General features: G+C 68.6%; 24 protein-coding genes. 23 read left to right on the top strand and 1 reads right to left on the bottom strand.

Annotated features, from left to right (window positions below):
* Positions 1-21: 21 nt before the first annotated feature.
* The 23 genes from lysA (at position 22) to OG972_RS13830 (ending at position 24,305) form a co-directional block, all read left to right on the top strand.
* Complete coding sequence (lysA, locus tag OG972_RS13940; RefSeq protein ID WP_266981469.1) at positions 22-1,413, top strand: diaminopimelate decarboxylase; 1,392 nt, start codon at positions 22-24, stop codon at positions 1,411-1,413.
* A 96-nt stretch (positions 1,414-1,509) separates the two neighbouring features.
* Positions 1,510-2,865 carry a homoserine dehydrogenase gene (locus tag OG972_RS13935; RefSeq protein WP_266981467.1) on the top strand — a complete coding sequence of 452 codons (1,356 nt, stop codon included), beginning with the start codon at positions 1,510-1,512 and terminating at the stop codon, positions 2,863-2,865.
* Positions 2,866-2,871: 6 nt separating this feature from the next.
* A complete protein-coding gene (gene thrC / locus OG972_RS13930; RefSeq protein ID WP_266981466.1) occupies positions 2,872-3,942 on the top strand; it encodes a threonine synthase in 1,071 nt (356 codons plus the stop codon).
* A 259-nt stretch (positions 3,943-4,201) separates the two neighbouring features.
* Positions 4,202-5,119 carry a homoserine kinase gene (thrB, locus tag OG972_RS13925; RefSeq protein ID WP_266981465.1) on the top strand — a complete coding sequence of 306 codons (918 nt, stop codon included), beginning with the start codon at positions 4,202-4,204 and terminating at the stop codon, positions 5,117-5,119.
* A 384-nt stretch (positions 5,120-5,503) separates the two neighbouring features.
* Positions 5,504-7,537: a transcription termination factor Rho gene (gene rho / locus OG972_RS13920; protein WP_266981464.1), complete on the top strand. Its 2,034-nt coding sequence runs from the start codon at positions 5,504-5,506 to the stop codon at positions 7,535-7,537.
* Between the two features lie 372 nt (positions 7,538-7,909).
* On the top strand, positions 7,910-9,013 hold the full coding sequence (locus tag OG972_RS13915; RefSeq protein WP_266981462.1) for an LCP family protein: 1,104 nt from the start codon (positions 7,910-7,912) through the stop codon (positions 9,011-9,013).
* 181 nt (positions 9,014-9,194) lie between these two features.
* Positions 9,195-9,419: a 50S ribosomal protein L31 gene (gene rpmE / locus OG972_RS13910; RefSeq protein WP_093693080.1), complete on the top strand. Its 225-nt coding sequence runs from the start codon at positions 9,195-9,197 to the stop codon at positions 9,417-9,419.
* 183 nt (positions 9,420-9,602) lie between these two features.
* On the top strand, positions 9,603-10,679 hold the full coding sequence (gene prfA, locus OG972_RS13905) for a peptide chain release factor 1 (protein WP_266981460.1): 1,077 nt from the start codon (positions 9,603-9,605) through the stop codon (positions 10,677-10,679).
* A 40-nt stretch (positions 10,680-10,719) separates the two neighbouring features.
* On the top strand, positions 10,720-11,565 hold the full coding sequence (gene prmC / locus OG972_RS13900; RefSeq protein WP_266981458.1) for a peptide chain release factor N(5)-glutamine methyltransferase: 846 nt from the start codon (positions 10,720-10,722) through the stop codon (positions 11,563-11,565).
* A gap of 64 nt (positions 11,566-11,629) precedes the next feature.
* Positions 11,630-12,277, top strand: a complete 648-nt coding sequence (locus OG972_RS13895) for an L-threonylcarbamoyladenylate synthase (protein ID WP_114246670.1) — start codon at positions 11,630-11,632, stop codon at positions 12,275-12,277.
* On the top strand, positions 12,274-12,915 hold the full coding sequence (locus tag OG972_RS13890; RefSeq protein WP_266981456.1) for a protein-tyrosine-phosphatase: 642 nt from the start codon (positions 12,274-12,276) through the stop codon (positions 12,913-12,915). Before OG972_RS13895 ends, OG972_RS13890 begins: the two co-directional genes overlap by 4 nt.
* An 82-nt stretch (positions 12,916-12,997) precedes the next feature.
* Positions 12,998-14,263 (top strand): serine hydroxymethyltransferase, encoded by a 1,266-nt coding sequence (glyA, locus tag OG972_RS13885; RefSeq protein WP_266981454.1) that lies wholly within the window; start codon positions 12,998-13,000, stop codon positions 14,261-14,263.
* 92 nt (positions 14,264-14,355) lie between these two features.
* The gene (locus tag OG972_RS13880) at positions 14,356-15,729 is read left to right on the top strand and encodes an MraY family glycosyltransferase (protein WP_266981453.1); all 1,374 of its coding nucleotides are present in this window, start codon (positions 14,356-14,358) and stop codon (positions 15,727-15,729) included.
* 261 nt (positions 15,730-15,990) lie between these two features.
* Positions 15,991-16,428: a hypothetical protein gene (locus tag OG972_RS13875; protein ID WP_266981451.1), complete on the top strand. Its 438-nt coding sequence runs from the start codon at positions 15,991-15,993 to the stop codon at positions 16,426-16,428.
* A 210-nt stretch (positions 16,429-16,638) separates the two neighbouring features.
* On the top strand, positions 16,639-17,475 hold the full coding sequence (gene atpB / locus OG972_RS13870; RefSeq protein WP_266990472.1) for a F0F1 ATP synthase subunit A: 837 nt from the start codon (positions 16,639-16,641) through the stop codon (positions 17,473-17,475).
* A 72-nt stretch (positions 17,476-17,547) separates the two neighbouring features.
* A complete protein-coding gene (gene atpE / locus OG972_RS13865) occupies positions 17,548-17,775 on the top strand; it encodes an ATP synthase F0 subunit C (RefSeq protein WP_030386954.1) in 228 nt (75 codons plus the stop codon).
* A gap of 38 nt (positions 17,776-17,813) precedes the next feature.
* Positions 17,814-18,359, top strand: a complete 546-nt coding sequence (locus OG972_RS13860; RefSeq protein ID WP_266981449.1) for a F0F1 ATP synthase subunit B — start codon at positions 17,814-17,816, stop codon at positions 18,357-18,359.
* Positions 18,356-19,171, top strand: a complete 816-nt coding sequence (locus OG972_RS13855; protein ID WP_266981447.1) for a F0F1 ATP synthase subunit delta — start codon at positions 18,356-18,358, stop codon at positions 19,169-19,171. The genes OG972_RS13860 and OG972_RS13855 overlap by 4 nt, the downstream gene beginning before the upstream one ends.
* Before the next feature lie 133 nt (positions 19,172-19,304).
* On the top strand, positions 19,305-20,876 hold the full coding sequence (atpA, locus tag OG972_RS13850) for a F0F1 ATP synthase subunit alpha (protein WP_266981445.1): 1,572 nt from the start codon (positions 19,305-19,307) through the stop codon (positions 20,874-20,876).
* A gap of 3 nt (positions 20,877-20,879) precedes the next feature.
* The gene (locus OG972_RS13845; RefSeq protein ID WP_266981443.1) at positions 20,880-21,794 is read left to right on the top strand and encodes a F0F1 ATP synthase subunit gamma; all 915 of its coding nucleotides are present in this window, start codon (positions 20,880-20,882) and stop codon (positions 21,792-21,794) included.
* Entirely contained in the window at positions 21,794-23,236 is a 1,443-nt protein-coding gene (atpD, locus tag OG972_RS13840) for a F0F1 ATP synthase subunit beta (protein WP_266981441.1), read from the top strand. The genes OG972_RS13845 and atpD overlap by 1 nt, the downstream gene beginning before the upstream one ends.
* Positions 23,237-23,346: 110 nt before the next feature.
* Complete coding sequence (locus OG972_RS13835) at positions 23,347-23,721, top strand: F0F1 ATP synthase subunit epsilon (RefSeq protein ID WP_266981439.1); 375 nt, start codon at positions 23,347-23,349, stop codon at positions 23,719-23,721.
* 137 nt (positions 23,722-23,858) lie between these two features.
* Positions 23,859-24,305, top strand: a complete 447-nt coding sequence (locus OG972_RS13830) for a DUF2550 domain-containing protein (protein WP_266981437.1) — start codon at positions 23,859-23,861, stop codon at positions 24,303-24,305.
* Between the two features lie 224 nt (positions 24,306-24,529).
* On the opposite strand, the gene OG972_RS13825 is transcribed toward OG972_RS13830, so the two are convergent.
* On the bottom strand, positions 24,530-26,404 hold the full coding sequence (locus OG972_RS13825) for a glycoside hydrolase family 18 chitinase (RefSeq protein WP_266981435.1): 1,875 nt from the start codon (positions 26,402-26,404) through the stop codon (positions 24,530-24,532).
* Positions 26,405-26,453 lie beyond the last annotated feature (49 nt).

Here is a 26,453-nt window from a genome sequence, read left to right as displayed (position 1 = left end):
CTGAGAGAGCAGAGCAACACCATGAGCCGATCCGCACACCCCGCCGGTCCCCGTCACGCCGACGTCCTGACCGAGGGCCACTACGCAGCCCCGCCCGCCGACCTCAACGCCCTCGACGAGAAGGTCTGGGCCCGTACGGTCTCCCGCAACGACGACGGCGTCGTCGCCGTCGGCGGGATCGAAGTGACCCGGCTGGCCGAGGAATTCGGGACGCCCGCCTACTTCCTCGACGAGAGCGACTTCCGCGCCCGCTGCCGCGCCTGGGCCGACGCCTTCGGGCGGGACGCCGATGTCTTCTACGCCGGAAAGGCGTTCCTTTCGCGGGCCGTCGTGCGCTGGCTCCAGGAGGAGGGGCTCAACCTCGACGTCTGTTCCGGTGGTGAGCTGACCACCGCGCTCGACGCCGGGATGCCCGCCGAACGCATCGCCTTCCACGGCAACAACAAGACCGTCGCCGAGATCGAGCGCGCCATCGAGGCCGGCGTCGGGCGGATCGTGCTCGACTCGTTCCAGGAGATCGTCCGGGTCTCGCACGTCGCGCAGCGGCTCGGCAAGCGGCAGCGCGTACAGATCCGGGTGACCGTCGGCGTCGAGGCGCACACCCACGAGTTCATCGCCACCGCGCACGAGGACCAGAAGTTCGGCATCGCGCTGGCCGGGGGAGAGGCCGCCGAGGCGGTCCGCCGGGCGCTCGCCCTCGACGGGCTCGAACTCATCGGCATCCACTCGCACATCGGCTCGCAGATCTTCGACATGGCCGGCTTCGAGGTCTCCGCCCGACGTGTGGTCCAGCTCCTCGCCGAGGTGCGCGACGAGCACGGCATCGAACTGCCGGAGATCGACCTCGGCGGTGGCCTCGGCATCGCGTACACCTCCGACGACGACCCGCGCGAGCCGCACGAGATCGCCAAGGCGCTCGGCGACATCGTGACCCGCGAGTGCGAGGCGGCCGGGCTCGCCACCCCGCGGATCTCGGTCGAGCCGGGGCGCGCCGTCGTCGGACCCACCGCGTTCACGTTGTACGAGGTCGGCACCCTCAAGCACCTCGAAGGGCTCCGTACGTACGTCAGTGTCGACGGCGGCATGTCGGACAACATCCGCACCGCGCTGTACGACGCCGAGTACTCCGTCGCGCTCGTCTCCCGCCGCTCCGACGCCGAGCCCATGCTCGTCCGCGTCGTCGGCAAGCACTGCGAGAGCGGCGACATCGTGGTCAAGGACGCGTTCCTGCCGTCGGACCTCGCGCCCGGCGACCTGATCGCGGTGCCCGCCACCGGCGCCTACTGCCGCTCCATGGCGAGCAACTACAACCACGCGCTGCGCCCGCCCGTCGTCGCCGTGCGCGACGGAGAGGCGCGCGTGATCGTCCGGCGGGAGACGGAGGAAGATCTCCTGCGTCTTGATGTCGGTTGATGAAATAGATGTCTCAGGATCCGGACGGGTGACAGAAACGCCCGTCCGGTGAGTGAGACTGGTCCACACATGAGCATGTATGAGAAACGAGGTCGGATGATGCGTACGCGTCCGCTGAAGGTGGCGCTGCTGGGCTGTGGAGTGGTCGGCTCAGAGGTGGCGCGCATCATGACGACGCACGCCGACGACCTCGCCGCGCGCATCGGCGCGCCCGTGGAGCTCGCCGGCGTCGCCGTCCGCCGTCCTTCCAAGGTGCGCGAGGGCATCGACCCCGCACTCATCACCACCGATGCGACCGCCCTGGTCAAACGGGGCGACATCGACGTCGTCGTCGAGGTCATCGGCGGCATCGAGCCCGCCCGCACGCTCATCACCACCGCCTTCGAGCACGGCGCGAGCGTCGTCTCCGCCAACAAGGCGCTGCTCGCCGAGGACGGCGCCGCACTGCACGCCGCCGCCGAGCAGTACGGCCGGGACCTCTACTACGAGGCGGCCGTCGCCGGCGCCATTCCGCTCGTACGGCCGTTGCGCGAGTCCCTCGCCGGCGACAAGGTCAACCGGGTGCTCGGCATCGTCAACGGCACGACCAACTTCATCCTCGACAAGATGGACACCAGCGGCGCCGGCTACTCCGAGGCGCTCGACGAGGCCACTGCCCTCGGATACGCCGAGGCCGACCCGACCGCCGACGTCGAGGGCTTCGACGCCGCCGCCAAGGCCGCGATCCTCGCCGGGATCGCCTTCCACACCCGGGTGAAGATCGGTGAGGTGCACCGCGAGGGCATCACCGAGGTCACCGCCGCCGACATCGCCTCGGCCCGCCGCATGGGCTGCACCGTCAAGCTCCTCGCCATCTGCGAGCGGGCCGCCGACGGGCAGTCCGTCACCGCGCGCGTGCACCCCGCGATGATCCCGCTCAGCCACCCGCTGGCCTCCGTCCGCGAGGCGTACAACGCGGTCTTCGTGGAGGCCGAGGCCGCCGGGCAGCTGATGTTCTACGGCCCCGGCGCCGGTGGCTCGCCGACCGCCTCCGCGGTCCTCGGCGACCTGGTCGCGGTCTGCCGCAACAAGCTCGGCGAGGCCACCGGCCCCGGTGAGTCCGCGTACACGCGTCTGCCGGTCAGCCCCATGGGCGAGGTCGTCACGCGGTACCACATCAGCCTCGACGTGGCCGACAAGCCTGGCGTACTCGCCCAGGTCGCGACGGTCTTCGCCGAACAGGGCGTATCCATCGATACGGTCCGCCAGCAAGGCCGAAATCCAGGCAGCGGCGACGAAGTCGCCATCGAGCAGGGTGGCGGCGGGCGACGGGCGGGCGAAGGCGGCGAGGCTTCCCTCGTCGTCGTCACCCACCGCGCGCCCGACGCCGCCCTCTCGGCGACCGTCGAGGCGCTGCGCAAGCTCGACACCGTGCGCGGTGTCGCCAGCATCATGCGTGTTGAAGGGGAGTAAGGACCCATGACCACCAAGGGCACCCACCAGTGGCGCGGCATCATCGAGGAGTACCGGGACCGTCTCCCGGTCACGAGCACGACGCAGGTCGTCACGCTTCGTGAGGGTGGTACGCCGCTCGTTCCCGCTCAGGTCCTCTCCGAGCGTACGGGCTGCGAGGTGCACCTCAAGGTGGAGGGCGCCAACCCCACCGGGTCCTTCAAGGACCGCGGGATGACGATGGCGATCACCCGGGCCAAGGAGGAGGGCGCGCAGGCAGTCATCTGTGCCTCCACCGGCAACACCTCCGCCTCCGCCGCCGCGTACGCGGTGCGGGCCGGTATGGTCTGCGCCGTCCTCGTGCCGCAGGGTAAGATCGCGCTCGGCAAGATGGGCCAGGCGCTCGTCCACGGCGCCAAGATCCTGCAGGTCGACGGCAACTTCGACGACTGCCTGACGCTGGCCCGCTCGCTCTCGGACAACTACCCGGTGGCGCTGGTCAATTCGGTCAATCCGGTGCGGATCGAGGGCCAGAAGACCGCGGCGTTCGAGATCGTCGACGCGCTCGGCGACGCCCCGGACATCCACGTCCTGCCGGTCGGCAACGCGGGCAACATCACCGCGTACTGGAAGGGTTACACGGAGTACGCGGCGGACGCGATGTCCACGCACAAGCCGCGCATGTGGGGCTTCCAGGCCTCCGGCTCCGCGCCCATCGTCCGCGGCGAGGTCGTCAAGGACCCGTCGACCATCGCCACCGCGATCAGGATCGGCAACCCGGCCTCCTGGCAGTACGCGCTGGCCGCGCGGGACGAGTCGGGCGGCTTCATCGACGAGGTCACGGACCGTCAGATCCTGGCCGCCTACCGGCTGTTGGCCTCGCAGGAGGGCGTCTTTGTCGAGCCCGCCTCAGCCGCGTCGGTCGCCGGTCTGCTCAAGGCCGCCGAAGAGGGCAAGGTCGACCCGGGCCAGAAGATCGTCTGCACGGTCACCGGCAACGGCCTGAAGGATCCCGACTGGGCCGTCGCGGGTGCCCCGCAGCCGGTCACGGTACCGGTCGACGCGGCCACCGCCGCGGAGAAGCTGGGCCTCGCGTAACCGGAACAACAGCAGCTCAACCGCCTCTTTTCGGGGCGGAGAGCGCATGGGAGGCGTGCGACACGCATCGTGCGCCTCCTGTGCGCCCTATGTCGCGACAGAACCTTCCTTCGATAAGCTGTACCCAACCTGCCACGCCGCACCTGCCGCGGTGCTGCCGTCGTGGCCATCGGGTTCTCCACAGGCTTACGAAAGATCCACCGCCACAATCCCCACCGCAACACATCCCCGCTGCCTCACAAGGAGAGTCGTCGAAGCGATGGCCGGTCCCGCCTTCCGAGCCGCCGCCGTCCGGGTGCGCGTCCCTGCTACCAGCGCCAACCTGGGCCCGGGTTTTGACGCCCTCGGCCTGTCGCTGGGGCTCTACGACGACGTCGTCGTCCGCGTCGCCGACTCCGGCCTGCACATCGACATCGCCGGCGAGGGTGCCGACACCCTGCCCCGCGATGAGAGTCACCTCCTCGTGCGCTCCCTGCGCACCGCCTTCGACCTGCTCGGCGGACAGCCCCGCGGCCTGGAGATCGTCTGCGCCAACCGCATCCCGCACGGGCGCGGCCTCGGCTCGTCCTCCGCCGCCATCTGCGCCGGCATCGTCGCGGCCCGCGCCGTGACCACCGGCGGCGACGCCCGGCTCGACGACGCGGCACTGCTGGAGCTCGCCACCGAGATCGAGGGCCACCCCGACAACGTCGCCGCATGCCTGCTCGGCGGCTTCACGCTTGCCTGGATGGACGGCGGATCCGCCCGGGCGATCAGGATGGATCCCTCCGATTCCATCGTTCCGGTGGTTTTCGTCCCCGGCAGGCCGGTCCTCACCGAGACGGCCCGCGGACTGCTGCCGCGCACCGTCCCGCACGTCGACGCCGCGTTCAACGCAGGCCGTGCGGCGCTCCTCGTCGAGGCCATGACACGGCGCCCGGAGCTGCTGCTCGCCGCGACCGAGGACCGACTGCACCAGGAATATCGCTCTCCGGCGATGCCGGAGAGCGTGGAACTTGTGAACCGACTGCGCGCCGACGGCGTCCCTGCAGTCATCTCCGGTGCCGGGCCGACCGTGCTCGCGCTGGCCGAGGACGGTGCGGCCGACAAGGTCGCACGGCTGGCGGGCGAGGGATGGGCGGCCAACCGGCTCACTCTCGACGCCTCGGGTGCGAGTGTGTTGCCGCTCGCCCCGTAGCGAGAAGTGATTGCCGGTGAGTGAGAGGGGGAATGTTTGTTGGAGCCGGTAGTGTTAACCTCAAGTCTGCAACCGACGTCTATGTGGCGCGTTGCTTCGTGTCCCTTTCCGGGGCCACCATTTCTTCCGAGAGCCTCCCCAACTGCCTGAGCAGCCTGCCTGAGCAGTTTCGAGCACGCTCCGGAACCGGCACGACACCCCTCGCTTGTCCAGGAGTGGGCCGAGCAGGGGGATGCTCGCGCCGGACCTTTGCACATTCATCTCTCCGCCGTACCCGGCGGACCACCGCCCCGGCACGGTCCGCAAGATCAAAAGACCGCAGTCGGACAGCACAACCGGTCGCCGAGCCAGAAGGCCGACGTCCGCTCCAGGGAAGGACCCTTCGTGAGCGACACCACCGATCTGATGGGCGTGACTGCCGACAAGACCGTCGACAGCGCCGCGCCCGCCGAAGGTGCTGCCACTGGCACCACCGCACGGCGCCGCCGCTCCGGCACCGGCCTCGATGGCATGGTCCTGGCCGAGCTGCAGCAGGTCGCGTCCGGCCTCGGCATCAAGGGCACTGCGCGGATGCGCAAGAGCCAGCTGATCGAGGTCATCAAGGAGGCGCAGGCCGGCACTGCTGCGCCCAAGGCCGCTGCCGTGGACGCCGAGACCAAGCCCAAGCGGCGCGCCACCTCCAAGTCGCGCACCGGGGACGAGTCCGCCGCCGCGCCCGCCGAGAAGGCCACGGCTCAGCAGCAGATCGACATCCCCGGCCAGCCGGCCAGTGACGACCAGCCCGCGGGCGAGCGCCGTCGGCGCCGTGCGACCGCGCAGGCGGGCAGCCCGGAAACCAAGGCGGAACCCAAGGTCGAGGCCAAGGTGGAGACGCAGGCCGAGCCGAAGGGCGAGGACCGCTCCGAGGCGAAGGCCGAAGCCGCCGTGGACACCGCCGAGGGCCGCCGTGGTCAGCGCGGTGAGCGTGGCGACCGCGGTGAGCGTGGCGACCGCGGTGAGCGTGGCGACCGCGGTGAGCGCGGCGACCGCCGTGACCGTCAGCGCGACCGCCGTGGCAAGGGCGACGAGCAGGGCGGCGGCCAGGGGCAGCAGGGCGGCCAGCGCCAGCAGCGCCAGGGCCAGGGGCAGAGCCAGCAGGGTGGCGGCGGCCCGCAGGACGACGGTTACGACGACGAGGCAGGTGGCCGTCGCGGCCGCCGTGGCCGCTACCGCGACCGCCGTGGCCGTCGTGGCCGCGACGACTTCGCGAGCGACGCACCGCCGGTCACCGACGACGACGTCCTGATCCCCGTCGCGGGCATCCTGGACATCCTCGACAACTACGCGTTCATCCGGACCTCCGGCTACCTGCCGGGCCCGAACGACGTGTACGTCTCGCTCGCCCAGGTCCGCAAGAACGGCCTGCGCAAGGGTGACCACGTCACCGGTGCGGTGCGCCAGCCCAAGGACGGCGAGCGCCGCGAGAAGTTCAACGCGCTCGTCCGCCTCGACTCCGTCAACGGAATGGCGCCGGAATCCGGCCGCGGCCGCCCGGAGTTCCAGAAGCTGACCCCGCTCTACCCGCAGGACCGGCTCCGTCTGGAGACCGACTCCAACGTCCTGACGACGCGGATCATCGACCTGGTCGCTCCCATCGGCAAGGGCCAGCGAGGCCTGATCGTGGCCCCGCCGAAGACCGGCAAGACCATGATCCTGCAGGCGATCGCGAACGCGATCACCGTCAACAGCCCCGAGTGCCACCTGATGGTCGTCCTGGTCGACGAGCGTCCGGAAGAGGTCACCGACATGCAGCGGTCGGTGAAGGGCGAGGTCATCTCCTCGACCTTCGACCGTCCCGCCGAGGACCACACCACCGTCGCCGAGCTGGCCATCGAGCGCGCCAAGCGTCTCGTCGAGCTGGGTCACGACGTGGTCGTCCTGCTGGACTCGATCACCCGCCTCGGTCGCGCGTACAACCTCGCGGCCCCGGCATCCGGCCGCATCCTGTCCGGCGGTGTCGACTCGACCGCGCTGTACCCGCCGAAGCGATTCTTCGGTGCCGCGCGCAACATCGAGGACGGCGGCTCGCTGACCATCCTGGCCACCGCGCTCGTCGAGACCGGCTCGCGCATGGACGAGGTGATCTTCGAGGAGTTCAAGGGCACCGGCAACATGGAGCTCAAGCTCGACCGGAAGCTCTCGGACAAGCGCATCTTCCCGGCGGTGGACGTCGACGCGTCCAGCACCCGTAAGGAAGAAATCCTGCTCGGCAGCGACGAGTTGGCGATTGTCTGGAAGCTGCGCCGGGTGCTCCACGCGCTCGACCAGCAGCAGGCGATCGAGCTGCTCCTGGACCGGATGAAGAAGACCCAGTCCAACGCGGAGTTCCTGCTCCAGATCCAGAAGACGACGCCCGCTCCGGGCAACGGCAACGACTGACCTCGTACCGTCCCGGCAGTCCTGGACCGCCGGTCGTCAAAAGGGCCGACCCCGCCACTTCGGTGACGGGGTCGGCCCTTTTTTCCCGGTCTTTTCCTCGAACCGCCCGATCCGAGACCTTCGCCACACGGCGATCGTTTCGCTTCCGCGCCCGATTTGGCTGTAACGGGCAAGAAACCGCAGGTGGGCGCGGGATCACCGGCTGTTCACCGGCGCTGCGCGCGGGTTCCGTCCTCACCCGGGCATCACAGGTCGTTGTGCAACCCTTCAACGAGTCACGGCGTCGTACGAAATGGCGACAAGGCGATACAACCAGTGCCCGAACACCACAGCAGGGGGTAGCCGGGAGCAGGCGAGGACCGAGGGAGACGGATGAGCGGGCAGAGCGGCAGCAGCACCCGAATACGCGCCACCGGCAAGCGCCGGAGGAAGCCGTCCCGCCGTCGCAGGGCCATGGGCATAGCCGCCTGGACCGCGGCCGGTGTGGTCGTCATCGGCGGTACCGGGCTGGGATACGCGTACGTCAAGCTCAACGACAATCTCAAGGCCGTCGACATCAACGCCGCGCTCGGCAAGAACCGCCCCGTCGACGTCGACAACGGCTCGCAGGACATCCTCGTCCTCGGCTCCGACTCCCGCTCCGGCGCGAACTCCGCGTACGGCGTGGACGAAGGCTCCGCCCGCTCGGACACCGCGATGGTCGTGCACGTCAACAAGGGCCACAAGACGGCAAGCGTCGTCTCCATCCCGCGCGACACCCTCGTCACCCGCCCCGACTGCACGAGCGACACCACCGGTGAGACGGTCGCGGGCCAGCGGCGCGCGATGTTCAACACGGCGTACGAGGTCGGCGGACCGGCCTGCGCGGTCAAGACCGTCGAGTCGATGTCCGGCATCCGCATGGACCACTACGTCGAGGTCGACTTCACCGGCTTCAAGAAGCTCATCGACCAGCTCGGCGGCGTCAAGATCACCACCACGCAGGCGATCGACGACTCCAAGAGCCATCTGCGTCTGCAGCCCGGCACCCACACCCTCGACGGGGAGCAGTCGCTCGGACTGGTCCGCACCCGCAAGAGCGTCGGCGACGGCAGCGACCTCGGCCGCATCCAGCTCCAGCAGGCGTTCATCAAGGCGCTGATGGAACAGGCGAAGAGCGTCGGGGTGTTCTCGAACCCCAAGACCCTGTTCGATCTCGCGGACACGGCGACGAAGGCCGTCACCACCGACTCCGACCTGGGTTCGGTCAAGAACCTCACCGGTTTCGCCACCGGTCTCAAGGGGCTCGGCTCGAAGAACGTCACCATGGTGACGATGCCCGTGCAGTACGACCCGGCCGACCCGAACCGCGTCATACCGCTGGAGGAGTCCGCGCAGCAGGTGTGGACCGCCCTCAAGCACGACAAGCCGATCCCGGCCTCCGCCACCGAGAAGTCGGCGGGTGACAAGGGCGAGGCCGGCAAGGTCGTCCAGTAGACCTCCGTCACATCAGTAACAGGACAGTCACGATGTGTTCCCGAACGGTCGGGAATAGTTGCGACCCGCCCCCGGTTTTGGGAGATACGGCCGGTCCTGGCAGACTGGTACGTCGGCCCCGGTTCACGGATGCGCAATCCGCGCGTGCGACCCGGCGCCCTCCCGAACCTAGGAGACACCCTTGAAGCGCGATATCCACCCCGAGTACGTCGAGACGCAGGTCAGCTGCACCTGTGGCGCGTCGTTCACCACCCGGAGCACCATCGACGGCGGCAACATCCGCGCCGACGTCTGCTCCGAGTGCCACCCGTTCTACACGGGCAAGCAGAAGATCCTCGACACCGGTGGCCGTGTGGCCCGCTTCGAGGCCCGCTTCGGCAAGGCTGCAGGCTCCGCCAGCAAGTAGCGAGCTCATGCGCCGGTCCTTGGCGCCCTCTTCCGGGGGCGCCGAGGCCGGCGTTTTTTTCCGGCCGGGTGTACGGGGTCCCCCGCACCCCGCCCGGACAGCACGACGCCGTGCAGCAGGCATATCGAGTAACTTCCCCAAGCTCTTGATGAGCAGGGGATACCCCACCCCCAGGAGCCCCCGATGTTCGAGGCGGTCGAGGAACTGATCGGCGAACAGGCCGATCTTGAGAAGAAGCTCGCGGATCCCGCGGTCCACGCCGACCAGGCCAACGCGCGCAAGCTCAACAAGCGCTACGCCGAGCTGACCCCGATCGTCGGTGCGTACCGCTCCTGGAAGCAGACCGGTGACGACATCGAAACCGCCCGCGAGCTCGCCGCGGACGACCCCGAGTTCGCCGCCGAGGTCAAGGACCTGGAGAAGCAGCGCGAAGAGCTCACCGAGAAGCTCCGCCTCCTCCTGGTCCCCCGCGACCCCAGTGACGACAAGGACGTGCTCCTGGAGATCAAGGCGGGTGCGGGCGGCGACGAGTCCGCCCTCTTCGCCGGCGATCTGCTGCGCATGTATCTGCGGTACGCCGAGCGCATCGGCTGGAAGACCGAGATCATCGACTCCACCGAGTCCGAGCTCGGCGGCTACAAGGACGTCCAGGTCGCCGTGAAGACCAAGGGCGGCAACGGTGCCACCGAGCCCGGCCAGGGCGTGTGGGCCCGGCTGAAGTACGAGGGCGGGGTGCACCGCGTGCAGCGCGTGCCGTCCACCGAGTCGCAGGGCCGCATCCACACCTCCGCCGCCGGTGTGCTCGTCACGCCCGAGGCGGAGGAGGTCGACGTCGAGATCCACGCCAACGATCTCCGTATCGACGTCTACCGGTCCTCGGGCCCCGGCGGCCAGTCCGTCAACACCACGGACTCCGCCGTCCGCATCACGCACCTGCCGACCGGTGTCGTCGCCTCCTGCCAGAACGAGAAGAGCCAGCTCCAGAACAAGGAGCAGGCGATGCGTATCCTGCGTTCGCGACTGCTTGCCGCGGCCCAGGAAGCGGCCGAGCAGGAAGCCTCGGACGTCCGACGCAGCCAGGTGCGTACCGTCGACCGTTCCGAGAAGATCCGTACGTACAACTTCCCGGAAAACCGGATCTCGGACCACCGCGTCGGCTTCAAGGCGTACAACTTGGACCAGGTGCTCGACGGGGAGCTGGACGCAGTGATCCAGGCCTGTGTCGACGCCGACTCCGCCGCCAAGCTCGCCGCCGCATAAGAACGCCCGCCCCGCCCGTAAACCCGTACGGAGAACCGCGATGAACCTGCTGCTCGCCGAGGTGGCCCAGGCCACCCAGCGGCTGGCCGACGCCGGTGTACCCTCGCCGCGATTCGACGCGGAGGAACTCGCCGCGTTCGTGCACGGCGTCAAGCGGGGCGAGCTGCACCAGGTGCCGGACGAGGACTTCGACGCCCGGTACTGGGAGGCCATCGCCCGCCGCGAGGCCCGCGAACCGCTCCAGCACATCACCGGCCGCGCCTTCTTCCGCTACCTGGAGCTCCAGGTCGGCCCCGGTGTCTTCGTGCCCCGCCCGGAGACCGAGTCGGTCGTCGGCTGGGCGATAGACGCCGTCCGCGCGATGGATGTCGTCGAGCCGCTGATCGTCGACCTGTGCGCGGGATCGGGCGCCATCGCCCTCGCCATGGCCCAGGAGGTGCCGCGCTCGCGCGTGCACGCCGTGGAGCTCTCCGAGGACGCCCTCAGATGGACGCGGAAGAACGCCGAGGGGTCTCGGGTCACCGTGCACCGCGGAGACGCTCTGACGGCCCTTCCCGAGCTCGACGGCCAGGTCGACCTGGTGATCTCCAACCCGCCGTACATCCCGCTCACCGAGTGGGAGTACGTGGCACCCGAGGCCCGTGACCACGATCCGGAGATGGCGCTCTTCTCCGGCGAGGACGGCCTCGACACCATCCGCGGCATCGAACGCACCGCGCACCGCCTGCTGCGCCCCGGTGGCCTCGTCGTCATCGAGCACGCCGACACCCAGGGCGGCCAGGTGCCGTGGATCTTCACCGAGGAGCGGGGCTGGGCCGACGCGGCCGACCACCCCGATCTGAACCGACGGCCCCGGTTCGCGACGGCCCGCAAGGCCATGCCGTGACCGGCGCCCCGCACCCGCACGACCCGTACCCGTCATACCCGTACATGCTTGAGGAGGCCGGCTGATGGCACGGCGATACGACTGCAACGACGCGACCGACCGTACGACGGGTCTGCGTGAAGCCGCGTCCGCCGTCCGCCGCGGAGAACTGGTCGTGCTGCCCACCGACACCGTGTACGGGATCGGTGCCGACGCCTTCAGTTCCGAGGGCGTCGCCGACCTGCTCGACGCCAAGGGCCGCGGCCGTAACATGCCGACCCCTGTCCTGATCGGCTCCCCGAACACCCTGCACGGCCTCGTCACGGACTTCTCCGAGCAGGCCTGGGAGCTCGTCGACGCCTTCTGGCCGGGAGCCCTCACGCTCGTCGCCAAGCACCAGCCCTCGCTCCAGTGGGACCTCGGCGACACCCGCGGCACCGTCGCCATCCGGATGCCGCTGCACCCGGTCGCCATCGAACTGCTCACCGAGGTCGGCCCGATGGCCGTCTCCAGCGCCAACCTCACCGGACACCCGGCTCCCGAGGACTGCGACGCCGCCCAGGAGATGCTCGGCGACTCGGTCTCCGTCTACCTCGACGGCGGCCCGACGCCCGGCATCGTGCCGTCCTCGATCGTCGACGTCACCGGCAAGGTCCCGGTCCTGCTGCGGGCCGGAGCCCTCTCCGTCGAGGAACTCCGCAAGGTGGTACCAGACCTCGAGGTGGCCAATTGACCGCCCCTGAGGGGCGTGGCATAGCGGGGCGGACCGACACCTTCCGCATCCTCCACGTCAGCACCGGCAATGTCTGCCGCTCGCCGATCACCGAGCGGCTGACCCGCCATGCCCTGGTGGACCGGCTCGGCGACCCGCTCAGCGGCGGCCTGATCGTGGAGAGCGCGGGCACCTGGGGGCACGAAGGCGCCCCGATGGAGGCCAACGCCGAGATCGTCCTCGCCGACTTCGGCGCCGATGCCACCGGCTTCGTCGGCCGCGAGCTCCTCGACGAGCACGTGATCCGCGCCGACCTCGTCCTGACCGCCACCCGGGACCATCGCGCCCAGGTGATCTCGATGGGTCACTCGGCCGGCCTGAGGACGTTCACGCTCAAGGAATTCACCCGGCTGGTCCGGGCCATAGACCCCGCGACGCTGCCCGACGCGCGCGACGAGGGCGTCGTCGAACGCGCCCGTGCGCTGGTCCGTGCGGCCGCCGCGCTGCGCGGCTGGCTGCTGGCCCCCACCGCCGAGGCGGACGAGGTCTACGACCCGTACGGCGCCCCGATCACGTTCTTCCGTTCCATCGGCGACGAGATCAACCAGGCGCTCGACCCGGTGGTCACCGCCCTGACGGGCGTACCGGCCCCGCACTGACGCGCCCGGGCAGCGGGCGCGCGCACCCGTACCGGCCTACATTGGATCCGACGCCAACCCTCCCCAGGCCCGGAGCCGTCAGATGTCGGTCACCACTCCCGCCGCACCGTCCTCCGCCACCGTCACCACCCTGCCGCAGGACTTCGGCGCCCTGCTCCGGGGAGACCCGGAAATCGCCGACGTGCTGCTGGGGGAACTGCACCGGCAGTCGAGCACGCTGCAGCTGATCGCCGCCGAGAACTTCACCTCGCCCGCGGTCCTCGCCGCCCTCGGCTCGCCGCTCGCCAACAAGTACGCCGAGGGCTACCCCGGCGCCCGCCATCACGGCGGCTGCGAGCTGGCCGACGCCGCCGAACTCATCGCCGTCCAGCGGGCCACCACGCTCTTCGGCGCCGAGCACGCGAACGTTCAGTCGCACTCCGGCTCCTCGGCCGTCCTGGCGGCGTACGCGGCCCTGCTGCGCCCCGGTGACACGGTGCTCGCGATGGGACTCCCGTACGGCGGACATCTCACCCATGGCTCGCCCGCCAACTTCTCCGGCCGATGGTTCGAGTTCGTCGGGTACGGGGTCGACTCGGAGAGCGGCCTGATCGACTACGAGCAGGTGCGCACCCTGGCCCGGGCACACCGGCCCAAGGCGATCGTCAGCGGCTCGATCTCGTACCCCCGCCATCCCGATTACGAGGCGTTCCGCGAGATCGCCGACGAGGTCGGCGCGTATCTGATTGCCGACGCCGCGCACCCGATGGGCCTGATCGCCGGGGGAGCGGCGCCCAATCCCGTGCCGTACGCCGACGTGGTGTGCGCCACCACGCACAAGGTGCTGCGCGGGCCGCGCGGCGGCATGATCCTGTGCGGAGCGGAGCTGGCCGAGCGGATCGACCGGGCGGTCTTCCCGTTCACCCAGGGTGGCGCGCAGATGCACACGGTCGCGGCGAAGGCGGTCGCGTTCGGCGAGGCGGCGACACCGGCGTTCGCCACGTACGCCCATCAGGTGGTGACACACGCCCGGGTGCTGGCGGCCGGTCTGGAGGCCGAGGGGTTCGAGGTGACCACCGGCGGCACGGACACCCATCTGATCGTCGCGGACCCGGCGCCCCTGGGCGTCGACGGGCGCACCGCCCGCGAACGGCTCGCGGCGGCGGGCATGGTCCTGGACACCTGCGCGCTGCCTTACGGGGACGCCCGGGGCATCAGGCTCGGCACGGCCGCGGTCACCACCCAGGGCATGAACGACACCGACATGGCGCGGCTCGCGGTGCTCTTCGGGGCTGCGGTACGTGCGGAAGGCGACGTCCGCGCCGAGGTGAGGGAACTGGCCGGGAAATATCCTCCCTATCCGGGGTAGACGCGGCCCATGCAACCATCACCCGTACCTCCGTGTCCTCAACCATGAGGCCGACGTAGTTAAGGTGTGGGCTGAGATGGCCGGCGATATCTGTGGGGCAGCCCGTGCGTGATTACTTGCTGACACTCTGTGTCACGGCCGCGGTGACCTATCTGCTCACCGGCCCGGTGCGGAAGTTCGCCATCGCGGTCGGGGCGATGCCCGCGATCCGTGCGCGTGACGTCCACCGAGAACCGACACCGAGGCTCGGTGGCATCGCCATGTTCGGCGGGCTGTGCGCCGGACTGATCGTCGCGGCCCATCTGTACAACCTCGACGGTGTGTTCCAGCTCTCCAGCGAACCGCGGGCGCTGCTCTCCGGCGCCGCGCTGATCTGGCTGATCGGCGTCCTCGACGACAAGTTCGAGATCGATGCGCTGATCAAGCTCGGCGGGCAGATGATCGCCGCCGCGGTCATGGTCATCCAGGGTCTGACGATCCTGTGGCTGCCGATCCCCGGCATCGGCACGGTCGCGCTCACCCAGTGGCAGGGCACGCTGCTCACCGTCGCGCTGGTCGTCATCACGATCAACGCGGTGAACTTCGTCGACGGCCTGGACGGTCTGGCGGCCGGCATGGTGTGCATCGCCTCCGCCGCGTTCTTCCTCTACACGTACCGGCTCTGGTACGGGCACATGATCGAGGCGGCCGCCCCCGCGACTCTCTTCACGGCGATCCTGATGGGCATGTGCCTCGGCTTCCTGCCGCACAACATGCATCCCGCCCGGATCTTCATGGGTGACTCCGGCTCGATGCTGATCGGTCTCGTGCTGGCCGCCGGTGCGATTTCTGTCACGGGGCAGGTCGATCCGGACGCGATGAAGCTCTTCGCGGGCAGTGAGCGAGAGGCCACGCACGCGATGCTGCCGGTCTTCATTCCGCTGCTGCTGCCGCTGACGATCATCGCGATCCCGGCCGCGGACCTGGTGCTGGCGATCGTCCGGCGCACCTGGAAGGGCCAGTCGCCGTTCGCCGCGGACCGCGGCCATCTGCACCACCGGCTGCTGGAGATCGGCCATTCGCACAGCAGGGCCGTGCTGATCATGTACTTCTGGTCGGCCCTGATCGCCTTCGGTGCGGTCGGCTACTCGGTGCACTCGGCGTCTCTGTGGATCGTGCTGGTGGTCATGGGGCTGAGCGCGGTGGGTCTGGTCCTGCTGCTGATGCCCCGCTTCACACCGCGCGCCCCGCGCTGGGCGGAGCGCTTCGTGCCGCCCCGCTACCGCCGCTGGGACCGGCGGGGCAAGAGGTCCTCAGCCGCGTACGAGGCACAACAGGAGCCCCAGGAACCGCAGATGGGGCAGGACGAGCACGAGCCGCGGGAGCCGGCACGTGTCGTCGTCGGCGTCTCCGGCGTCAACGGGGCGACCGCGATCGGACCCCGTTCGCGTTCCTCGGAAAGTCGTAAGGCTGATTCCGCCCGCTGACGATTCGGACATCGGGGGCAATACCGGACAGGGTATTGAGTTGTCTTGCTCACACGCGCGGATTAACTCTCACGTGTGACAGCAAGCACACTTTCTTGGTAAAGACCTCATCAAATAGTTTGTGATACCGTTCACTAAGCCCGGTGACACGGCCGAAGGACCCTAGTGAGACGGTCCATTGGCCCGAGGTATCGACTCGGACCGGGCCTACGCTCGTCCATGACGACACACTGCCCACCCCCTGCAAGCGGAGCTGCCGCCATGCCGTCCAACGACGTCCGGACTCTCCTTCAAGCCGCCGTACCCACTGCTGTCGCCGGCGCCGTTGCCGTCGCCGTCAGCGGTGGCGTCGCCGGTGGCAAGGGAGCCCTCGGGGCGCTCGTTGCGACCGTCGTGGTGGTCCTCTTCATGGGGATCGGCCTCGTGGTTCTGCAACGGACCGCCAGGTCCTTGCCTCACCTGTTCCAGGCGATGGGGCTGATGCTGTATACGGCTCAGCTTCTCCTGCTGTTCATCTTTGTCGCCGCATTCAAGAACACGACGATGTTCAACCCGAAAGCCTTCGCGATCACTCTGGTCGCGCTGACTCTCGTGTGGATCGGCGCACAGGCGCGTGCGCATATGAAGGCCAAGATCCTTTACGTCGAGCCCGAGTCCGACCAGGGCGACAAGCCCACGAACACGGGCCCGAAGGCGTGAAGGGTAGGGGCGGAATAAGTGCAGGTTCGAGACCCTGCTATCGTCCGGTTCCAACTGCGGCACTGCGGGCGCGGGCATGTGAGCTGACGCCTGCTCGATCGCGAGGCTCAATGCCTGACTGCCGCTCACACATCCGTAACACCAGTCCAGTGCCGAACCGCGGCTGCGCGCCGCGCCGACACAACGAGGTTGCCGTACCTATGCGCCACGCTGAAGGAGCCCGCGGTGAGTGCTGACCCGACACAGGTGCTCGCCTTCGAGACCGATTGCCACATCTTCTCCGGTTGTGGTTTCCCGGGTCCTGGCTTGCACTCTTTCCTGTTCGAGCCGATCTTCGGTGACGCGGACAGTAACGTCTACTTCAACAAGACGATGCTGCTGGCGCTCCTCGGTACGGTCATCATCGTCGGCTTCTTCTGGGCCGCCTTCCGTAAGCCGAAGGTCGTCCCGGGCAAGCTGCAGATGGTCGCCGAGGCCGGTTACGACTTCGTCCGCCGCGGCATCGTCTACGAGACGCTCGGCAAGCGCGAGGGCGAGAAGTACGTCCCGCTGATGGTGTCGATCTTCTTCTTCGTCTGGATGATGAACCTCTGGTCGATCATCCCGCTCGCCCAGTTCCCGGTGACGTCGATCATCGCGTACCCGGCGGGCCTGGCGGCGATCGTCTACGTCCTCTGGATGAGCATCACCTTCAAGCGCCACGGTTTCGTCGGCGGCTTCAAGAACCTGACGGGCTACGACAAGTCGCTCGGCCCGGTGCTGCCGCTGGTCATGGTCATCGAGTTCTTCTCGAACGTCCTGGTCCGGCCCTTCACGCACGCGGTCCGACTCTTCGCGAACATGTTCGCCGGTCACACGCTGCTGCTCCTCTTCACCATCGCCAGCTGGTACCTGCTGAACGGCATCGGTATCGCCTACGCGGGTGTCTCGTTCGTGATGGTCATCGTGATGACCGCCTTCGAGCTGTTCATCCAGGCTGTTCAGGCGTACGTCTTCGTGCTCCTGGCGTGCAGCTTCATTCAGGGCGCTGTCGCCGAGCACCACTGATCGCGCCTCCCCTCCCCCCAGTCGTCCGGTGGCCAACCCCCACCGGTCCGTGAAAGAGAAGGAAGAACTGGCATGTCCCAGACCCTTGCCGCCGTCACCGGTTCCCTCAGCTCCGTCGGATACGGCCTGGCCGCCATCGGTCCCGGCGTCGGCGTCGGCATCATCTTCGGTAACGGCACGCAGGCTCTCGCTCGTCAGCCCGAGGCTGCCGGCCTGATCCGCGCCAACCAGATTCTCGGCTTCGCCTTCTGTGAGGCGCTCGCCCTGATCGGTCTGGTCATGCCGTTCGTCTACAGCTGACGAACTGCGACTAGTCCGTTCCGACGAAAGGCACTGATGTGAACCCCCTGGTTCAGCTCGCGGCGGAAAAGCCTGAGAATCCGCTCGTTCCGCCGATCCCTGAGCTCGTCATCGGTCTGATCGCCTTCGTCATCGTCTTCGGCTTCCTCGCCAAGAAGCTCCTCCCGAACATCAACAAGGTTCTGGACGAGCGCCGCGAGGCCATCGAAGGCGGTATCGAGAAGGCCGATGCGGCCCAGACCGAGGCCCAGAGCGTGCTCGAGCAGTACAAGGCTCAGCTCGCCGAGGCCCGCCACGAGGCCGCGCGCCTGCGCCAGGAGGCTCAGGAGCAGGGCGCCGTGATCCTGCAGGAGATGCGGGCGGAAGGCCAGCGGCAGCGCGAGGAGATCATCGCTGCCGGCCACGCCCAGATCGAGGCCGACCGCAAGGCCGCGGCTTCCGCGCTGCGTCAGGACGTGGGCAAGCTCGCCACCGACCTGGCCGGCAAGCTCGTCGGCGAGTCCCTCGAGGACCACGCCCGGCAGAGCCGCACCATCGACCGTTTCCTCGACGAGCTCGAGGCGAAGGCCGAGGCCGTCCGATGAACGGCGCGAGCCGCGAGGCACTGGCTGCCGCACGTGAGCGTCTCGACGCGCTGACCGACAACACGTCGGTCGACGCGGCGAAGCTCGCCGAGGAGCTGGCCGCTGTCACGGCGCTGCTCCAGCGCGAGGTCTCACTGCGGCGGGTCCTCACCGACCCGTCGCAGGGCGCCGAGGCCAAGGCGGAGCTGGCCGGACGACTGCTGCGCGGCCAGGTGGGCGGCGAGACCGTCGACCTGATCTCCGGCATGGTCCGCTCCCGCTGGTCGCAGTCGCGTGACCTGGTCGACTCGGTCGAGGAACTGGCGAGTACCGCAGATCTCACCGCAGCCCAGCGCAGCGGGGATCTCGACGACGTCGAGGACGAGCTCTTCCGGTTCGGCCGGATCGTCGCCTCCGACAAGGAGCTGCGCGCCGCGCTCACCAACCGGTCCGCGTCCGCCGCTGCCAAGTCTGAGCTGCTGCGCAGCCTGCTCGGCGGCAAGGCACGGCCCACCACCGAGCGCCTCGTCGTGCGGCTTGTGACCCAGCCCCGGGGACGTAGCCTGGAAGCGGGACTCGAGTCCCTCTCCAAGCTTGCCGCGGAGCGCCGGGACCGCATGGTCGCCGTGGTCACGTCGGCAGTGCCGCTGAGCGATCAGCAGAAGCAGCGCCTCGGCGCCGCACTGGCGGCGATCTACGGTCGGCCGATGCACCTGAACCTCGACGTGGACCCGACGGTCCTCGGCGGGATCGCGGTGCGGGTCGGTGACGAGATCATCAACGGCAGCGTCGCGGAGCGCCTCGACGAGGTGTCCCGCCGTATGGCCGGCTGACACAGCGCAGCAACAGAACAAGCAAGACCAGCGGCCCGGTTGGGCCGTGCAGAAATTGCAGAAGATTCCTGGGGGTCGGCCCCCAGACCCCCTTAAGAAACTTCGGGCCCAACAAGGAGAGCAGGGAACCCAGATGGCGGAGCTCACGATCCGGCCGGAGGAGATCCGGGACGCGCTGGAGAACTTTGTCCAGTCGTACAAGCCGGACGCGGCCTCGCGCGAGGAGGTCGGTACGGTCAGCGTTGCCGGCGACGGCATCGCGAAGGTCGAGGGTCTTCCCTCGGCCATGGCGAACGAGCTGCTGAAGTTCGAGGACGGAACCCTCGGTCTCGCCCTCAACCTCGAGGAGCGCGAGATCGGTGCGATCGTTCTCGGCGAGTTCAGCGGAATCGAGGAGGGCCAGCCGGTGCAGCGCACCGGTGAGGTGCTCTCCGTCGGCGTCGGCGAGGGTTACCTCGGTCGCGTCGTCGACCCGCTCGGCAACCCGATCGACGGTCTCGGCGAGATCGCGACCGACAGCCGCCGCGCCCTCGAGCTGCAGGCCCCTGGCGTCATGGTCCGTAAGTCGGTGCACGAGCCGATGCAGACCGGCTACAAGGCCGTCGACGCCATGGTGCCGATCGGCCGCGGCCAGCGTCAGCTGATCATTGGTGACCGTCAGACCGGTAAGACCGCTCTGGCCGTCGACACGATCATCAACCAGCGCGACAACTGGCGCTCGGGCGACGTGAAGAAGCAGGTGCGCTGCATCTACGTCGCCATCGGTCAGAAGGGCTCCACCATCGCCTCCGTGCGCGGTGCCCTGGAAGAGGCCGGCGCGCTCGAGTACACGACCATCGTCGCCGCCCCGGCGTCCGACCCGGCCGGCTTCAAGTACCTTGCGCCGTACACCGGTTCGGCCATCGGTCAGCACTGGATGTACCAGGGCAAGCACGTCCTGATCATCTTCGACGACCTCTCGAAGCAGGCCGACGCCTACCGCGCCGTGTCGCTGCTGCTGCGCCGTCCGCCGGGCCGTGAGGCCTACCCGGGCGACGTCTTCTACCTCCACTCGCGTCTGCTGGAGCGCTGCGCGAAGCTCTCCGACGAGATGGGCGCCGGTTCGATGACGGGCCTCCCGATCGTCGAGACCAAGGCGAACGACGTGTCGGCGTTCATCCCGACCAACGTCATCTCCATCACCGACGGCCAGTGCTTCCTGGAGTCCGACCTGTTCAACGCCGGCCAGCGTCCGGCCCTGAACGTCGGCATCTCGGTCTCCCGTGTCGGTGGCTCCGCCCAGCACAAGGCGATGCGCCAGGTCTCCGGCCGTCTCCGTGTCGACCTCGCCCAGTACCGCGAGCTGGAGGCGTTCGCCGCCTTCGGTTCCGACCTGGACGCGGCCTCGAAGGCGTCGCTGGAGCGCGGTAAGCGCATGGTCGAGCTGCTGAAGCAGCCGCAGTACAACCCGTACCCGGTCGAGGAGCAGGTCGTCTCCATCTGGGCCGGCACCACCGGCAAGATGGACGACGTCCCGGTCGAGGACATCCGTCGCTTCGAGAGCGAGCTGCTGGAGTACCTGCGCCGCGAGCGCAAGGACCTCCTGACCAGCATCGCCGAGGGCGCCAAGATGTCCGACGACACGCTGCAGTCGGTTGCCGACGCGGTCGCCGCCTTCAAGCAGCAGTTCGAGACCTCGGACGGCAAGCTTCTGGGCGAGGGCTGATCGATGGGCGCTCAGCTTCGCGTTTACAAGCGCCGCATTCGCTCCGTCACCGCCACGAAGAAGATCACCAAGGCGATGGAGATGATCGCCGCTTCGCGCATCGTCAAGGCGCAGCGCCAGGTGGCGGCGTCGACGCCGTACGCGACCGAGCTCACCCGTGCGGTGACCGCGGTGGCGACCGGCTCCACCACCAAGCACCCGCTGACCACCGAGGCCGACGCTCCGGCGCGGGCCGCGATCCTGCTCATCACGAGCGACCGCGGTCTGGCCGGCGGTTACTCCTCCAACGCCATCAAGGCGGCGGAGCGACTGACCGAGCGTCTGCGTGGTGAGGGCAAGGAGGTCGTCACGTATGTGATCGGCCGCAAGGGTGTCGCCTACTACGGATTCCGCGAGCGCAAGATCGAGGATTCGTGGACGGGCTTCACCGACAGCCCGACGTACGCGGATGCGAAGCGGGCTGCGGCCCCGCTGATCGAAGCGGTCACCCAGGAGACCGCCGAGGGCGGCGTGGACGAGCTGCACATCGTCTTCACGGAGTTCGTGTCGATGATGACGCAGAACCCGGTGGACAGCCGGATGCTGCCGCTCAGCCTCGACACGACGAAGGAAGAAGAGGGCAAGGGCGAGATCCTGCCGCTCTTCGACTTCGAGCCGTCGGCGGAGGACGTCCTCGACGCCCTGCTTCCGCGGTATGTCGAGAGCCGGATCTACAACGCACTGCTGCAGGCCGCTGCTTCCGAGCACGCTGCCCGCCGCCGCGCGATGAAGTCGGCCACCGACAACGCCGGAGACCTCATCAAGAGCCTCTCCCGGCTTGCCAACGCGGCCCGCCAGGCCGAAATCACCCAGGAAATCAGCGAGATCGTCGGCGGTGCCAGTGCGCTGGCCGACGCGACCGCGGGGAGTGACAAGTAATGACGACCACAGTTGAGACGGCCGTTGCCACGGGCCGCGTCGCCCGGGTCATCGGCCCGGTCGTCGACGTGGAGTTCCCCGTCGACGCAATGCCGGAGATCTACAACGCGCTGACCGTCCAGGTGGCCGACCCGGCCGAGAACGGGAAGCTCAAGAAGCTGACGCTCGAGGTCGCCCAGCACCTCGGTGACGGCGTGGTCCGCGCGATCTCGATGCAGCCCACCGACGGTCTGGTCCGCCAGGCCCCGGTGACCGACACGGGCGCCGGCATCACGGTCCCGGTCGGCGAGATGACCAAGGGCAAGGTGTTCAACACCCTCGGTGAGATCCTGAACAAGCCCGAGGCCGAGGCCGAGGTCACCGAGCGCTGGTCGATCCACCGCAAGGCGCCCAACTTCGACCAGCTCGAGTCCAAGACCGAGATGTTCGAGACCGGCGTCAAGGTCATCGACCTGCTCACCCCGTACGTCAAGGGTGGAAAGATCGGTCTGTTCGGTGGTGCCGGTGTCGGCAAGACCGTTCTGATCCAGGAAATGATCTACCGCGTCGCCAACAACCACGACGGTGTGTCGGTGTTTGCGGGCGTCGGTGAGCGTACCCGTGAGGGCAACGACCTCATCGAGGAGATGGCCGAGTCCGGCGTCATCGACAAGACGGCGCTTGTCTTCGGTCAGATGGACGAGCCCCCGGGCACGCGTCTTCGCGTCGCGCTGGCCGGTCTGACCATGGCGGAGTACTTCCGCGATGTGATGAAGCAGGACGTGCTCTTCTTCATCGACAACATCTTCCGGTACACCCAGGCCGGCTCCGAGGTCTCCACGCTGCTCGGCCGTATGCCGTCCGCAGTGGGTTACCAGCCGAACCTGGCCGACGAGATGGGTCTGCTGCAGGAGCGCATCACGTCGACCCGTGGTCACTCGATCACCTCGATGCAGGCGATCTACGTCCCCGCGGACGACCTGACCGACCCGGCCCCGGCCACCACCTTCGCCCACCTCGACGCGACGACGGTTCTCTCCCGTCCGATCTCCGAGAAGGGCATCTACCCGGCCGTGGACCCGCTGGACTCCACGTCCCGGATCCTGGACCCGCGCTACATCGCGCAGGACCACTACGCGGCGGCCATGCGTGTCAAGGGGATCCTCCAGAAGTACAAGGACCTCCAGGACATCATCGCGATCCTCGGTATCGACGAGCTGGGCGAGGAGGACAAGCTCGTTGTCCACCGTGCCCGTCGTGTCGAGCGCTTCCTGTCGCAGAACACCCACGTCGCCAAGCAGTTCACCGGCGTGGACGGTTCGGACGTTCCGCTCGACGAGTCGATCGCCGCGTTCAACGCGATCTGCGACGGTGAGTACGACCACTTCCCGGAGCAGGCGTTCTTCATGTGCGGTGGCATCGAGGACCTCAAGGCCAACGCCAAGGAGCTCGGCGTCTCCTGAGCCCATGGCTCACCGAGGGGGGCGGGTGCGTCCCGTCCCCCTCACCACGCCCCGTAGAATTGACCCAACACCCGGCTCCAACGGCCGGGTGGTGACCCGAGGAGCCACTCTTGGCTGCTGAGCTGCACGTCGAGCTGGTCGCCGCGGACCGCAGTGTCTGGTCCGGCGAGGCCACCCTGGTCGTCGCGCGTACCACGTCCGGCGACATCGGCGTCATGCCCGGTCACCAGCCGCTTCTCGGTGTGCTGGAGTCGGGCCCGGTGACGATCCGTACGAGCGAGGGCACAACCGTAGTCGCGGCTGTGCACGGCGGTTTCCTCTCGTTCGCGGACGACAAGCTTTCGCTGCTGGCGGAGATCGCCGAGCTGGCGGACGAGATCGATGTCCAGCGCGCCGAGCGTGCGCTGGAGCGTGCGAAGTCGGACACGGACAGCGCCGCCGAGCGTCGCGCCGATGTGCGAATCCGCGCGGTGGCGGTGCGTTAGGCACCCCGCCGAATGTCTTTACCCTCAGCCGCGGCCCGAGCTGGAACTCTCCAGACCGTGCCGCGGCTGAGGCGATGCAGGTGCAGGTGCAGTCCGGGTGGTATCCGTTACTCGACGATGCGAGGAGGTCGGTGGAGATGGTCCTCGCTTTGTGGGTGTGCGGCCTGGTCGTCGTACTGGTTGCGGTGGGTCTTTTCGTCTTCGGTCTGCGCCGGCGGCTGATCCAGCGCTCCGGTGGGACCTTCGACTGCAGCGTGCGGTGGAACGTGTCGGCCGAGCCCGATCTCTCGGGCAAGGGCTGGGTGTACGGCGTTGCGCGCTACAGCGGCGACCGTATCGACTGGTTCCGTGTCTTCTCGTACGCTCCCCGGCCCCGCCGGGTCCTTGAGCGTTCCGCGATCGAGGTGATCGACCGGCGGCTGCCCGAGGGCGAGGAGGAGCTCGCGCTGCTCTCCGACGCCGTCGTGCTCGGCTGTCTCCACCGGGAGACGCGCCTGGAGCTGGCGATGAGCGAGGACGCCCTGACCGGTTTCCTCGCCTGGCTGGAGGCGGCTCCGCCCGGCCAGCGAGTCAATGTTGCCTGAGAAGGGCCTCGTTCGAAGGGGGTCCCGGTCCCCCGGATGATGTCCGGGGGAGGGTGAGCGTCACCCGACAGGCTCTGAGGCCCGTAATGGCACACGCGGCACGGACACCACACACGACACGGGGAGCACCACAGCACGGCGAAAAACCGGGGAGACAAGGGGCGGACCTGTCTCCCCGGCTGCTTTCCGGGGTCGTGCGCTGATCCCGAAGGGGACCGTAGGGGTTACTTCAGACCGTTGTTGATCGCGCTCACGAGCTCACCGTTGCTGGTGTCGCCGCTGAACTCCCAGAAGAACGCGCCTCCCAGGCCCTGGCTCTTCGCCCAGGTCATCTTGGACGCGATGGTGGCCGGGGTGTCGTAGCTCCACCAGTTGGTGCCGCAGTGCGCGTACGCCGTGCCGGCGATCGTGCCGGTGGCGGGGCAGCTGGTCTTGAGGACCTTGTAGTCCTCGATGCCCGCCTCGTACGTACCGGTGGCCGCACCGGTGGCGGTGCCGCCGGGCGCGTCCTGGGTGACGCCGGTCCAGCCGCGGCCGTAGAAGCCGATGCCGAGCAGCAGCTTCGAGGCGGGGACGCCCTGGGCCTTCAGCTTGGCGATCGCGTCGGACGCGTTGAAGCCGGCCTGCGGGATGCCGCTGTACGAGGTGAGCGGGGAGTGCGGGGCCGTCGGGCCCTTGTCCGCCCATGCGCCGAAGAAGTCGTACGTCATCACGTTGTACCAGTTCAGGGACGTGGCGGCGCCTGCGTAGTCGGCGGCGTCGATCTTGCCGCCGCTCGAGCCGTCGGCGGTGATGGCGGCCGTCACCAGGTTGTTGCTGCCGAACTTCGAGCGCAGTGCGGTGGTGATGTTCTTCAGCGCGGCAGGGCCGCTGGTGTCGCAGGTCAGACCGCAGGCGTTGGGGTACTCCCAGTCGATGTCGATGCCGTCGAAGACATCGGCCCAACGGGGGTCCTCCACCAGGTCGTAGCAGGACTGGGCGAACGCGGCGGGGTTCTTCGCCGCCTCGCCGAAGCCGCCGGACCAGGTCCAGCCGCCGAAGGACCACAGGACCTTGATGTTCGGGTACTTCGCCTTGAGCTTGCGCAGCTGGTTGAAGCTGCCGCGCAGCGGCTGGTCCCAGGTGTCGGCGACTCCGTCGACGGACTTGTCGGCGGTGTAGGCCATGTCGTAGTCGGCGTAGGCGTCGCCGATCGCGCACTTGCCGCCCGTCACGTTGCCGAAGGCGTAGTTGATGTGCGTGATCTTTGCGGCGGAACCGGACGTGTCCAGGTTCTTGACGTGGTAGTTCCGGCCGTAGACGCCCCAGTCGGTGAAGTAACCGAGGTTGACCTTGCCGCCGGTGCCCGGGTCGGGGGTGCCGCCGCCGGTGGTGTGGACCTTGACCGCACCGCTGGCGGGACCGGTCTGGTCGGCCGTGTCACGGGCCTGGACGGTGTACGAGTAGTCGGTGCCCGCCGTGAGACCGGTGTTGGTGTACGTCGTACCGATGACCGTGGCGACCACGGCGCCGTCGCGCAGCACGTCGTAGTTCTTGATGCCGTTGTCGTCGGTGGCCGCGGTCCAGCTCAGCTTCGCCGAGGTGTCGGTGATGGAGCTCGCCGTGGGGGTGCCGGGCGCGGAGGGTGCGTTGTCGCCCGGGACGCTGCCGCCGTCACAGGAGGCACCGTTCAGCTTGCAGCCGCTGGGGGCGCCGGGGCCGGCGCCGTTGAAGCCGAAGCTGACGCTGGCGCCGGGGGCGACCGTACCGTTGTAGCCGGCGTTCTTGGCGGTCCAGTGGGTTCCGGAATTGGTGACGGTGGCGTCCCAGGCGGACGTGACCGACGTGCCGGAGGGGAAGTCCCACTCGATCGTCCAGGAACTGAGGGCGGTGGTGCCGGTGTTCTTCACCGTCCACTGGCCCTCGAAGCCGGTGCCCCAGTCGGACTTCTTGAGGTACGTGGCGGTCGCGGAGGTGGCCGCCTGGGCCGGGGTGGCCAGTCCGACCATCGCGGCGAGGGGGAGAAGCAGCGCGGTGAGGCCTGCCATCACTCTCGTGCGGGTGGTGGTGGCCGGACCGAATCTGAATCTGGTTCGGCGTAGGGGGGTTTCGGTGCTCAACGGTGCTCCTCGGGTGAGGTCCGGACAAACGGGGGTGGTCCGTGGACTG

It is taken from the genome of Streptomyces sp. NBC_01669 (assembly GCF_026339735.1).
In the GTDB taxonomy this organism is placed as follows: domain Bacteria; phylum Actinomycetota; class Actinomycetes; order Streptomycetales; family Streptomycetaceae; genus Streptomyces; species Streptomyces yanii.
The sequence above is the reverse complement of the archived record's forward strand: the minus strand, read 5'-3'. Positions and strand labels throughout refer to the sequence as shown.

What these genes read in the sequence shown, in the direction of transcription:
- lysA (WP_266981469.1), top strand. Translation starts at nt 22, where the DNA reads ATGAGCCGATCCGCACACCCCGCCGGTCCCCGTCACGCCGACGTCCTG.
- OG972_RS13935 (WP_266981467.1), top strand. Translation starts at nt 1,510, where the DNA reads ATGATGCGTACGCGTCCGCTGAAGGTGGCGCTGCTGGGCTGTGGAGTG.
- thrC (WP_266981466.1), top strand. Translation starts at nt 2,872, where the DNA reads ATGACCACCAAGGGCACCCACCAGTGGCGCGGCATCATCGAGGAGTAC.
- thrB (WP_266981465.1), top strand. Translation starts at nt 4,202, where the DNA reads ATGGCCGGTCCCGCCTTCCGAGCCGCCGCCGTCCGGGTGCGCGTCCCT.
- OG972_RS13915 (WP_266981462.1), top strand. Translation starts at nt 7,910, where the DNA reads ATGAGCGGGCAGAGCGGCAGCAGCACCCGAATACGCGCCACCGGCAAG.
- prfA (WP_266981460.1), top strand. Translation starts at nt 9,603, where the DNA reads ATGTTCGAGGCGGTCGAGGAACTGATCGGCGAACAGGCCGATCTTGAG.
- prmC (WP_266981458.1), top strand. Translation starts at nt 10,720, where the DNA reads ATGAACCTGCTGCTCGCCGAGGTGGCCCAGGCCACCCAGCGGCTGGCC.
- OG972_RS13895 (WP_114246670.1), top strand. Translation starts at nt 11,630, where the DNA reads ATGGCACGGCGATACGACTGCAACGACGCGACCGACCGTACGACGGGT.
- glyA (WP_266981454.1), top strand. Translation starts at nt 12,998, where the DNA reads ATGTCGGTCACCACTCCCGCCGCACCGTCCTCCGCCACCGTCACCACC.
- OG972_RS13875 (WP_266981451.1), top strand. Translation starts at nt 15,991, where the DNA reads ATGCCGTCCAACGACGTCCGGACTCTCCTTCAAGCCGCCGTACCCACT.
- atpE (WP_030386954.1), top strand. Translation starts at nt 17,548, where the DNA reads ATGTCCCAGACCCTTGCCGCCGTCACCGGTTCCCTCAGCTCCGTCGGA.
- OG972_RS13855 (WP_266981447.1), top strand. Translation starts at nt 18,356, where the DNA reads ATGAACGGCGCGAGCCGCGAGGCACTGGCTGCCGCACGTGAGCGTCTC.
- atpA (WP_266981445.1), top strand. Translation starts at nt 19,305, where the DNA reads ATGGCGGAGCTCACGATCCGGCCGGAGGAGATCCGGGACGCGCTGGAG.
- OG972_RS13845 (WP_266981443.1), top strand. Translation starts at nt 20,880, where the DNA reads ATGGGCGCTCAGCTTCGCGTTTACAAGCGCCGCATTCGCTCCGTCACC.
- atpD (WP_266981441.1), top strand. Translation starts at nt 21,794, where the DNA reads ATGACGACCACAGTTGAGACGGCCGTTGCCACGGGCCGCGTCGCCCGG.
- OG972_RS13830 (WP_266981437.1), top strand. Translation starts at nt 23,859, where the DNA reads ATGGTCCTCGCTTTGTGGGTGTGCGGCCTGGTCGTCGTACTGGTTGCG.